Origin of the sequence: Halovivax sp. (genome assembly GCA_007119345.1) — an archaeon.
Classification (GTDB): Archaea; Halobacteriota; Halobacteria; order Halobacteriales; family Natrialbaceae; genus Halovivax.
The window spans coordinates 1-10,367 of record SKPV01000272.1 but is presented as its reverse complement, the minus strand read 5'-3'; the positions used below and the strand labels follow the sequence as shown (position 1 = coordinate 10,367).

The following is a 10,367-nucleotide window of genomic DNA, read 5'->3' as shown; positions in this document are numbered from 1 at the left end:
TCGCGGTCGTACGAGCCGGCGCCGGTCGCGGTCGTACCAGCTGGCACCGATGGCGGACGTCGGCGATCCGGACGCGATACGTGTTGGTTTTGGACGGGTCGTGGACGGAGCGAACCGTGGTACACTTCGGCACACGCGAAGTACCAGGTACGAACGTCATGTACGATTCCTCGCTCCACCGTCGGACGGGTGCGCTCGGGTGGGCCGGCGCGGCGCTGGCGATCGGCGCGCTCCTCCTCGCCCTCGCGGTCGCCGACGCGCCGGGACCGGTCGAGGCGCCCCTGCTGCTCGCGCTCGTCGGAATGGCCGTCCGGGACGAGGCCAGGCCCGCCATGGAACGCGTGACCGACGCGGTCGACCGCCTGGCCGCCGGAGAGTACGACGTCGAGGTGCCGGCCGACAGGGACGACGAGCTCGGCCGCCTCGCCGAGTCCGTCGACCGACTCGCCGAGGATCTGCGGACGCGCGAGCGCGAGCGTCGCGAGCAGAGCGAGTACACGGACGACCTGTTCGACGCCGTCGACGACGTCTTCTACGTCCTCGACCGCGAGGGGTACCACCGTCGCTGGAACGAGGGCCTGAAGGAGGTGACCGGCTACGACGACGACGAGCTCGCCGAGATGCACGCGCTGGAGTCGTTCCGCGCGGCCGATCGCGACGCGGTGGCGGAGACCATCGACGCGGCCTTCCGGACGGGAAGCGGTCGGGTCGAGGCGGCCTACCGGACCAAATCCGGCGAGTTCGTTCCGTACGAGTTCGTCGCCAGCAGGGTGGACGATCCCGACGGCGAGCCGGTGCTCACGGGGATCGGCCGAGACGTCTCCGAGCGCGAGCGCTACGAGCGCGAGGCGGAGCGGACGACCGAGCTGCTCGAGCAGGCCCAGCGAATCGCCGGCGTCAGCGGCTGGGAACTCGACGTCGACGGCGAGGAGCCGGAACTCACCGCCACCGACGAGCTGTACCGGCAGGTCGGACTCGACCCCGGCGACGAGCTCGACGTCGGGGCGCTCGTCGAGGCCTACCACCCCGACGATCGACCGCGGATCGAGGCGGAGATCGAGCGGGCGCTCGACGGGGGCGAGTCCTACGACGTCCTCGCCCGGTTCCGGCGCCCGGACGGGTCGACGCGCTGGATGCGAACCATCGGCGAACCCGTCGAGAAAGGCGGCGAGATCGTCGGGATCCGCGGTTCGATGCAGGACGTCACCGAGCGGCGCGAACGCGAGCGGACGCTCCGGGAGCGCGAGCGCCAGCTCTCGACGCTGATGGACAACGTCCCGGGGATGGTCTACCGGGGTCGGAACGAGCCGGACTGGCCGCTCGAGTTCCTCAGCGAGGGCTGTCGCGAGCTCACGGGCTACGAACCCGAACGGCTCGAGGAGGGCGGCGACGTCAGCTGGAGCGAGGACGTCCTCCGCGGCGACGACGACGCGCTCTGGGAGCGGGTCCAGTCGGCGGTGGACGATCGCGAACCGTTCCAGGTCACCTACCCGATCGAGACGGCCGACGGCGAGCGGCGCTGGATCGGCGAGCAGGGCCGGGGCGTGTTCGACGACGACGGCGCGCTCGAGGCGCTCGAGGGGGTGATGATCGACGTCACCGAGCAGGTCGAGAGCCAGCGCGAACTCGAGCGAACCACGGACATGCTCGAGCAGTCCCAGCGGCTCGCGAACGTCGGACCGTGGGAGATCGACCGCTCCGGGGAGGCGCCGGAGCCGTGGTTGAGCGACGAGGTCGCCAGGATCCACGGACTCGCGCCCGGCGCGGACGTCGATCTCGAGGAGGCGATCGACTTCTACCACCCCGAGGACCGGCCGACGATCCGGGACGCGATCGAGCGCGCGATCGAAGGCGGCGAGAGCTACGACCTCGAACTCCGGCTGCAACCGGCCGACGGCGATCGGCGGTGGGTGCGAACGATCGGGGAGGCGGTCGTCGAGGGCGGCGACGTCGTCGCCGTCCGCGGCTCGTTCCAGGATATCACCGACCGCAAAGAGCGCGAACGAGAGCTCGAACGCGCGGGGACGATCATGCAGGCGGTCGGGGAACCGGTCTACGCCCTGGACGCCGACGGAACCTTCCGGTTCGTCAACGACGCCGTGGAGACGGTCGCGGGCTGGAATCCCGACGATCTGCTCGGCGAGCACGTCTCGACGGTGATGTCGGAGGAGAGCCTCGAGACGGCGCTGGAGCTGATCCGGGAGCTCCGGGGCTCCGACGAGCCGTACCGGACGTTCGAGATGGACCTCCTGACGCCCGACGGCGGGGTCATCGAAACCGAGACCAACCTCGCGCTGTTACCCGCCGAGGACGGCGAGTTCGCCGGCACCGCCGGCGTCGTCCACGACATCACCGACCGCAAGGAGCGCGAGCGGGCGCTCGAGCGCACCCGGGATCTGCTCCAGCGGGTCCAGCGGATGGCCGAGATCGGCGGCTGGGAGCTCGAGCTGCGAACCGACGAGCGGGAGATCACCTGGACCGAGGAGTGCTACCGGTTGCACGACCTGCCCCCCGACGCGGACCTCGATCTGGAGACGATCCTCCGGTGTTACCACCCGGACGACCGACGACGGATCCGCCGGGTCCTCGAACGGTCGCTCGACCGGGAGACGAGCTACGACCTCGAGGGACGGCTCGTCGACGAGGCCGGCGAGCACCGCTGGGTCCGGGCGATGGGGGAACCCATCCGGGACGGCGGCGACCTCGTGGCCTACCGCGGCGCGGTCCAGGACGTCACCGACCGCAAGGAGCGCGAGCTGGCGCTCGAATCGCTCCACGAGACGGCGCTCGAACTGCTCAACGCCGACTCGGTCGCGTCGGTCGCCGAACGCGTGGTCGAGACGGCCGAGGAGGTCCTGGACGTCGCCGGCGTCAGCCTCTACGTCCTCGACGACGGGACCAACGAACTCGACCCGGTCGCGTTCACGCCCGGATTCGTCGACGTCTGCGGGTCGACGGCGTCGGTCGGGGTCGGCGCCGATTCGATGCTCTGGAACGCGTTCGCCACGGGAGCCCGCACCGCCGTCGACGACCCGACGGCGATCGGTCGATCGACCGTCCTCGGCGACGCGGTCGACCAGGCGCTCCTGGTCCCGATCGGCGACCACGGCGTGTTCGTCGTCGTGACGACGGAGACGGCGATCGAGGAGACGCGGCGGCGGCTGGTCGGGACGCTCGCGGCGACGGCGGAGGCCGCCTTCGACCGCCTCGAGAGCGAGGCGAGCCTGCGCGAGCGCGACGCGGCGCTCGAGGAGCGAAACCGACGGCTCGAGCGCCAGATCCGGATCACCGAGATCATCCGGTCGATCGACCGGTCGCTCGTCCGCGCCGAAACCCGGGAGGCGATCGAGCGGACGGTGCCCGAGCAGCTCGTCGAGGCCGACGGCATCTCGTTCGCCTGGATCGGCGCCAGCGACGTCGCCGGGGACGAGCTGGACCCGCGCGCCTGGGCGGGCGACGACGGCGCGTACCTCGACGCCGTCCCCCTCGATCCGGCGGGGTCGGCCGAGCCGGCCGCGATCGCGGCGAGCCGAGGCGAACCGATCGTCGTCCCGAACGTCGTCGACCGGTTGACCGAGGAGCCCTGGCGAAAGGAGGCCCTCGGTCGGGGCTTCCAGTCGGTGGTCGCCGTCCCGCTCGCGTACGAAGGCTACACCTACGGCGTGCTCGCGGTGTACGCGGACGATCCGGAGGGATTCGCCGAACTCGAACGGACCGTCTTCGCCGAGCTCGGCGAGAGCATCGCCAACGCCGTCAACGCCGTCCGGACGCGGGCGGCGCTGTACGCCGAGACCCAGACCGAGCTCACCCTCCACGTCGCGGACGACGAGGAGGTGCTGACCCGGCTCGCCCGGGCCGGCGAGTGCCGCGTCGAGTACGAGGGACTGGGACCGACCTCCGCGGACGACACGCTCGTGTACCTCTCGACCGATGGCGCCGACGCGGCGGCCGTGACCGCGGCGCTCGACGAGCTGGTCGGCGTCGAAGGGTACCGGCTGGTGAGCCGGACCGACGACGCGTGCCGGTTCGAGGTGACCGTCACCGGCGAGACGATCGCCGGTCGACTCGTCCGTCACGGCGCCACGCCCAGGTCGATGGTCGCCGACGGTGACGAGACCGAGGTGGTCGTCGACGTCCCTCCGACGACCGACGTCCGCGGGTTCGTCGAGATGTTGCGAGCCAACTACGAGCGCGTCGACCTCCGCGGACGCCGCGACGTCGAGCGGGAGGGCGGAACCAGCCCGGCGCTGGTCGACTCGCTCCTCGAGGCGCTCACCCCACGACAGCTGGAGGTGCTCCGGACCGCCTACTTCGCCGGCTTCTTCGAGTGGCCCAGAGCGTCCACCGGCCAGGAGATCGCCGAGACGCTCGACGTCAGCCAGCCGACGGTGAACCGCCACGTCAGGCTCGGCCAGGGCCGGATACTCGCCCAGCTGTTCGAACACGACCTCCCGGGCGAGCGGGAAGCGCGGTGAGAGACGGGGTCGAGCGGGGCGACCCGACCGAGGCGCGCAGTCGGGTCGAGAGGGACGGTCGACACCGGCCGCTCGAATGCGCGAGGCGCGCAGTCGGGTCGAGAGACAGTCCGCCACCGGCCGCTCGAATGCGCGAGGCGCGCAGTCGAGTCGAGGGGGACGGTCGACATCGGCCGCCCGCCCGACCGATCGAGCACCGGCACCGTCGGCGCAGAAAGGAACGCCCAAGAGCCAGGCCGGAAAACGATCCGGTATGAGCGACCAGCAGACCGTCTCGTCCGGGACGCGAGACGGCAGGCCCCTCCGCGCGGTGCTCGTCGCGTTCGGACTCACCCTCTTCGGGATCCTCGTCGCCGAGCTGACGACGCTGCCCGTGGTGGCGCTCGAACCGGCGCTGTTCGACGAGCCGGCCGAGGCGACGATCGGATTCCGGACGGCGTTCTTCGTCCTGAATTTCGTGGGAATGGCGGCCGCGGGGGCCATCTACCTGTCCTACACCGACCGCGGCTGGGAGTACGTCGACCTCCGGATCCCGACGAGACGCGACTGGCTGTTCGCGGGCCTCGGGATCGTCGCCTCCCTCCTCCTCTACGTCGCGGCCGTCGCCGCGATCGCGCTGGGCAACCTGCCGGCCGCCGACTCCGGGGTCGTCCAGTTCGTCGGCGACGACGTGCGCATGATCCCGATCCTGATCGCGATCGCCTTCCTGTTCAACGCGCCCGCCGAGGAGTTCCTCTTCCGGAACGTGATCCAGAAGCGCCTGTACGACGCGTTCGACCGACCGATCGCCGTGATCGTGGCGAGCGCGATCTTCGCGATCGTTCACGCGCCCGTCTTCGCGGTGTTCGCGGACTCGGCGCTCGCGGTCGCCGTCCCGCTGACCATCGTCTTCGGCGGCGGCGTCATCTTCGGCTACGTCTACGCGGTGACGGACAACCTCGTCGTCCCCACGCTCGCCCACGCCGTCTACAACTCGTTCATCTGGGTGCTGCTGTACCTCTCGATGACGGGCGTGATCGACGAGGTGGAGACGCCCGCCGACGCCCTCGCGACGATGGCCGGCCTCGCGTTCTGATCGAGTCGGCGCTTTCGCGACGATGGCCGACCTCGCGTTCTGATCGAGTCGGCGCTTTCGCATCGATAGCCGCCCTCGCGTTCCGACCGAGTCCACGCCCTCGCGAGGAGCGTCGTTCCCGTCCGCGCGGTCCCGACGGACGGCGGTCGACGGCGCCGACGACCGGCCCCGACGCCGCCCGCCGGTGTCGACCCGTTTATGAGGACCCGGCGGCGAGGTAGTCCCATGTCCCAGGCGAAGGGCGATCGGCGCGAGCGCGAGCTCGTCAATCGCCTCGACGAGGCCGGGTTCGCGGTGATGCGCGCGCCCGCCAGCGGCTCGGCGACCGAGCGCGAGCTTCCCGACGTGCTGGCCGGCGACGGCGACCGGTTCTACGCGATCGAGGCCAAGTCGAGCGCCGACAAGCCCATCTACCTCTCCGGCGAGGAGGTCGAGGCGCTGATCTACTTCGCGCGCAACTTCGGCGCCAAACCCCGCATCGGCGTCCGGTTCGACCGCGAGGACTGGTACTTCTTTCACCCCGGCGACCTCCACCACACCGACGGCGGCAACTACCGCGTCAAGAAGGAGACCGCCATCGCCGACGGCACCGACTTCGCCGAGTTCGTCGGCGAGAGCGAGAAGGTGACCCTCGACCAGGTGGGCGCCGACGGCGGGAGCGACCCCGGCCCCGATCCCGAGATCGTCCGCGTCCTCAACGCCGTCGAGCAGGGCGTGATGGACGTCGAGGAGGCGGCGGAGCTGCTGGAGTAGTCGGACCGGACCGGCGCTCGCCCGGCGGACCGAACCATATTCGCCGCTGGCCGTCCAAGCCTCGCCCATGACCGTCCTCGTCGCGTTCGACGGCTCCGAACCGTCCCAGAAGGCGCTCCGCCACGCGGTCCGCGAGTTTCCCGACGAGGAGTTCGTCCTGCTCCGGGTGATCGAGGCGGCCGACGGCGCCACGGAAGCGGGGTTCGAGCTCGCCCGAGAGAAGCTCAAGGAGCTGCGCGACGAGGCGAGGACGGAGCTCTCGACGGACGTCGATGACGTCCTCGACCCGGCGGATCTCGACCTCCGCGTGGAGACCGCCGTCGGGATGCCCGCCCGCGAGATCGTCCGATTCGCCGACGAGCACGACGTCGACCACGTCGTGGTCGGGAACCACGGCCGGGAGGGCGTCGCCAGGGTGCTGCTCGGCAGCGTCGCCGAGACGGTGGTCCGGCGGGCGGCGGTTCCGGTTACCGTGGTCCGCTGAGGGCGCCCCGCCTTCGCATCTCCGAGCCGCCCGCTCCGTTCGCCGTTCACACTTCCGAAGTCTCGCATCGTTCGCACCTCGCGGCTCGTGGCTCCCTGCTCGCGGGTCGCTTCGCTCCCCGTTCGCAACACCGAGGATCTCGCTTCGCTCGATCCTCGCACCGCTCCCCGTTCGCAACACCGAGGCGCCTGCGGCGCCTCGCAACCCGCCACATATTTGCCCGCCGAAATCCCGATTTCGCTCATGGACGCGGCGCTGGGCCCACCCGAGGCGATGGTCGAGAACGAGGCGGCGCTCACGCCGATGATGCGCCAGTACGTCGAGGCCTGCCGACGCTACGACGACTGCCTCGTGCTCTTCCACGTGGGGGACTTCTACAAGGCGTTCTGCGAGGCGGCGGAAGTCCTCTCCAGGACCTGCGAGGTCACCCTGACGAGCCGGGAGGACAACTCCGGCGAGTACGCGATGACCGGCATTCCCGTCGACAACGCCGAGCGCTACGTCGAGACGCTGCTGGAGGCGGGCTACCGCGTCGCCGTCGCCGAGCAGGTCGAGGACCCCACCCAGGTCTCGGGCGTCGCCGACCGGCGAGTCACCCGAGTGCTCACCCCCGGAACGCTCACCGAGGACGAGCTCCTCGACGGCGCCGACCACACCTTCGTGGCCGCGCTCGCCCGCGATGGCGGCGGCGAGGCGAGCGTCGCGAGCCGATCCTCGTCGGATCGGGGATCCGACGGCGCGTACGGGCTCGCGCTGCTCGACGTCTCGACCGGCGACTGCTACGCGACGAGCCTCCCCGACCGCGCGGGCGTCCGCGACGAGGCGAGCCGGTTCGCCCCGGCCGAGGCCGTGGTCGGTCCCGACGTCCCCGAATCCCTCCGGGGCGCCTTCGGGCCCGACTGCGCGGTGACGTCCTCCGACCCCGCCGCCTTCGAGCGCGAGCGGGCGGCCGAGAAGGTGGCCAACTACTTCGGCGACCCGGACGGCCTGCTGGCGGGCGAAGCCGAGATCCGCGCCTGCGGCGCGCTCCTCGCCTACGCCGAGTACGCCCGCGGCGGCTACGACCCGAGGACCGAACCCGGGGCGGACGACGACGCGCCGGCGGAAGAGCACGCGCCGGCGGAAGAGGACGCGCCGGCGGAAGAGGACGCGCTGGCGGACGACGACGCACTGGCGGACGACGACGCGCCGGCGGAAGAGGACGCTCCCGCCGGGGACGGCGAGCGGGGTCGCCTCGAGTACATCACCCACGTCACCCGGTACGACCCGCGCGAGTACCTGCTGCTCGACGCCGTCGCCCTGCGGAGTCTCGAACTGTTCGAGCGACGGTCGGTCCGCGGCGTCGAGGGTGGCGCGCTCGTCGACGTGGTCGACGAGACCGCCTCCGCGCTCGGCCGCCGGGAGCTGACCGACTGGCTGCGCCGACCGCTGCTCGACGAGGACCGCATCGGCGCGCGCCACGAGGCGGTCGGCGAGCTGAAAGGCGACGTCGCCGCCCGCGAACGGCTGGCCGAGCTGCTCGCCGGGGTCTACGACCTCGAACGGCTCGTCTCCCGCGTCTCGCGCGGCCGGGCGAACGCCCGCGACCTGCGGGCGCTGCGGGCCACCCTCGCGGTCGTGCCGGACGTCCGCGAGGCCCTGGGCGACGTCGAGTCGCCGCCCCTCCGGGAGCTGCGCGACGAGCTGGACCCGCTCGCGGACGTCCGCGAGGAGATCGGCGCGGCGATCGCCGCGGACCCGCCCGTCGAACTCACCGAGGGCGGCGTCATCCGCGAGGGTTACAGCGACGAGCTCGACGAGCTGCGCGCGACCGAGCGCGCGGGGAAGGCGTGGATCGACGAGCTCGAGGCCCGCGAGCGCGATCGAACCGGCATCGACTCGCTGAAGGTCGGCCACAACGCCGTCCACGGCTACTACATCGAGGTGACCGACCCGAACCTCGAGGCCGTCCCCGAGGCGTACCACCGCCGACAGACCCTGAAGAACGCCGAGCGGTTCTACACGCCCGAACTCAAGGAGCGCGAGGAGGAGATCCACCGGGCCGAAGGCCGCGCCGACGACCTGGAGTACGAGCTGTTCGTCGACGTGCGCGACGCCGTCGCCGCGGAGACCGAACGCGTGCAGGCGCTCGCGGGCGCGCTCGCTCGGCTCGACGCGCTCGTCGCCCTCGCCGAGGTCGCCGCTCGGTACGGCTACGTCCGACCCGAGGTCGGCGCGGATCGCGTCGAGATCGCGGGCGGGCGCCACCCCGTCGTCGAGCGCACGCGGGAGTCGTTCGTCCCCAACGACGCCGACCTCGACCGCGGCGAGGTCGCGGTCATCACGGGGCCGAACATGAGCGGCAAGTCGACGTACGTCCGCCAGATCGCGCTGCTGACGGTGCTCGCGCAGGCGGGCTCGTTCGTCCCCGCCGCGTCGGCGCGCCTGCCGATCGTCGACCGCGTCTTCACCCGCGTCGGCTCCAGCGACGACATCGCGGGGGGCCGCTCGACGTTCATGGTCGAGATGACCGAGGTCGCCGACATCCTCGCCGGCGCCACCGAGGACTCGCTGGTGCTGCTCGACGAGGTGGGGCGGGGCACCTCGACGGCCGACGGGGAGGCGATCGCCCGCGCCGTGATCGAACACGTCCACGACGAGGTCGGCGCGACGACGCTGTTCGCGACCCACCACCACGACCTGACCGCCGTCGCCGACGCCCTCCCGCGGGCGAGGAACCTGCACTTCTCCGCTCGCCAGGTCGACGGCGAAGTGCGCTTCGACCACGAGATCGCCGAGGGCGCGGCGACGGCCTCCTACGGGGTCGACGTGGCCGCCGAGGCCGGCGTGCCCGACACCGTGGTCGAGCGCACTCGGGAGCTGCTGGCGGACGAGGAATCCGTCGATACCGTCCCCGGCGACGAACCGAGTACCGACGGCGCTACCGCCGAAGGCGCGCGAACCGAGATCGCGGGGAACCCCCGCGCCGCCGACGGCGTCGGCGACCTGGCGACGCTGGTCGAGCGCCTCGAGAACCTGGATCTGGGGACCACGACGCCCGTCGAAGCGCTGAACGAGCTCGCCGCGTTGCAGGAGCTGGTCGAAGGCGAGGGGCGCGAGCGGTCCTAGCGCCGGAGCGGGTCGACGGGCGCTTGCGCGTCGCCGTCTTCGATTACGCGTCGCCGTCTTCGATTACGCGTCGCCGTCTTCGATTGCGCGTCGCCGTCTTCGAACGGCTCGCACGCCCGCGGTGACGGTACCGCAGCTTCCCCGCGAGCGTCGCCGCCGCGACGGGACGGTCGCCCGCTCGCCCGTCGGTACGCGAGAATGTGCGTTTTCGAACGTTTTCGCGCTCCGAATTCGCACGAACGACGGCTCCGCGACGACGGCTGCGGACCGGAACGACCCCCGATCACCGAAAGACCGAACGGCGGGGGCGTGGACGTCGGACGCATGCCCGCCCGCCGCTCGCGCTGGGAACGCCTCGAGGACCCCCGGGCGACGGTAGGGCTCGCCGCGGTCGGCTCGGCGGTCGGCCTCGTCGCCCTCGCGCCCGCCGTCTCGACCGCCCCGGTCGCGTGGTCCGCGGGCGCCCTCGTCG

At 71.8% G+C, this 10,367-nt stretch carries 5 protein-coding genes; all 5 read left to right on the top strand.

Features of this window, described 5'->3' with window-relative positions; all coding sequences use genetic code 11:
* Positions 1-158: 158 nt before the first annotated feature.
* The gene (locus QZT59_RS18200; RefSeq protein WP_290819300.1) at positions 159-4,475 is read left to right on the top strand and encodes a PAS domain S-box protein; all 4,317 of its coding nucleotides are present in this window, start codon (positions 159-161) and stop codon (positions 4,473-4,475) included.
* Positions 4,476-4,728: 253 nt separating this feature from the next.
* Positions 4,729-5,550 (top strand): CPBP family intramembrane glutamic endopeptidase, encoded by an 822-nt coding sequence (locus QZT59_RS18195; protein ID WP_290819299.1) that lies wholly within the window; start codon positions 4,729-4,731, stop codon positions 5,548-5,550.
* A 225-nt stretch (positions 5,551-5,775) separates the two neighbouring features.
* Positions 5,776-6,303: a Holliday junction resolvase Hjc gene (gene hjc / locus QZT59_RS18190; protein ID WP_290819298.1), complete on the top strand. Its 528-nt coding sequence runs from the start codon at positions 5,776-5,778 to the stop codon at positions 6,301-6,303.
* Positions 6,304-6,370: 67 nt separating this feature from the next.
* The gene (locus QZT59_RS18185; protein WP_290819297.1) at positions 6,371-6,787 is read left to right on the top strand and encodes a universal stress protein; all 417 of its coding nucleotides are present in this window, start codon (positions 6,371-6,373) and stop codon (positions 6,785-6,787) included.
* Positions 6,788-7,030: 243 nt separating this feature from the next.
* Positions 7,031-9,895 (top strand): DNA mismatch repair protein MutS, encoded by a 2,865-nt coding sequence (gene mutS, locus QZT59_RS18180; RefSeq protein ID WP_290819296.1) that lies wholly within the window; start codon positions 7,031-7,033, stop codon positions 9,893-9,895.
* Positions 9,896-10,367 lie beyond the last annotated feature (472 nt).